1 protein-coding gene is annotated in these 1,121 nt (G+C 42.4%); it reads right to left on the reverse strand.

From position 1 onward, the window contains the following. On the reverse strand, positions 1–1,121 hold a 1,121-nt coding region (locus ACEN4I_RS13335; RefSeq protein ID WP_407103304.1), incomplete at both ends, for an IS5 family transposase.

Genomic DNA, 1,121 nt, shown 5'->3' on the forward strand with positions numbered 1-1,121 from the left:
TTTTCTCGATTTCGATAGATCTTGTCGGCAAGAACCCGCTCAGGATAACGTCCGTTTCGATCGTAGAAACGGCGGACAGCTTGAACCAACACAGAAGCTTCATTGTAGGCATCAAAACTGGTCTTTTCAATCCGTGCCATCCCATTTGAATCGATACTCAGATCTAACTTCGCGCCGAATTCAACTTTTGCTTTGGCTTTCCCTCGAACAATAGGTCGCAGCCATGGTTGAGAAAAGCTGACAATCCGGTCTTTTACGGAATGCGTCTTTTTATCGAACATTTCCTTCTGCTGGTCATAGATACGACAAATAACTTCGAATGTTTTTTGTTGTTTCTCGTTCAGTTTGATTCCATGCTCGAGATAGCCTTTGATGTAATCGATATCTCGGCGCACATATCCAAGCAGCTTCCGTATTTTAGGGCGCAACCATTTGGCTGACTTTCTTTTGCGGCGAACAATTGACAAATAGTCTTTTCTAGCTTTCTTGCGATACATACGAGGCTTAGAGAATCCGTTGGTTTCACAAATGTCGTCTACCATCTTTTCTGCATGCGTACGTGCTTCATTGAGCAGTTCTGTATCCGTAGGATACTTGATTTTTTGAGGTGCACAAGTTGCATCTAAGATCAATGTTCCGGCATTCCCTGAATCATTCGAATCTGTATCGTCATCAGTGTCGTTATCGTTATCTTGATTTTCTTTGTCTTTGGCTAAGGCGTACTCAGTAATTTTTTCATTGATCTCGGTCAGTGTAACAGCGTCCAAGCGTTTGCGAAAATAAACCATCGTCGAAGAGTCGAATGGTTTTTCCTCTTGATAGCCGGGCAAGCCGATAAAGAATTGAAGATAAGGGTTTTCTTGGATCTGAAGGACAGTCTCTTCATCAGAATAACCGTATTCTATTTGAATCAAAAGGGCACCCAGAGCCATACGAAGCGGTTTGGCGACATTGCCTTTTTGATTGCGAAAGTTCTTGGCATAGCCTTTTTCCAGTTCAGCCCAAGGGATCCATTCCGCTTTTTCAATCCATCTATTTTTCGGGTTCATTTTTAGTCCCATTGGTTGGTTGAAGTCTTCGAAAGCGATTTGTGAATACGGTTGTGATTTATACATGTTTCT

The organism is Desemzia sp. FAM 23990, from assembly GCF_045528485.1.
In the GTDB taxonomy this organism is placed as follows: Bacteria; Bacillota; Bacilli; order Lactobacillales; family Carnobacteriaceae; genus Desemzia.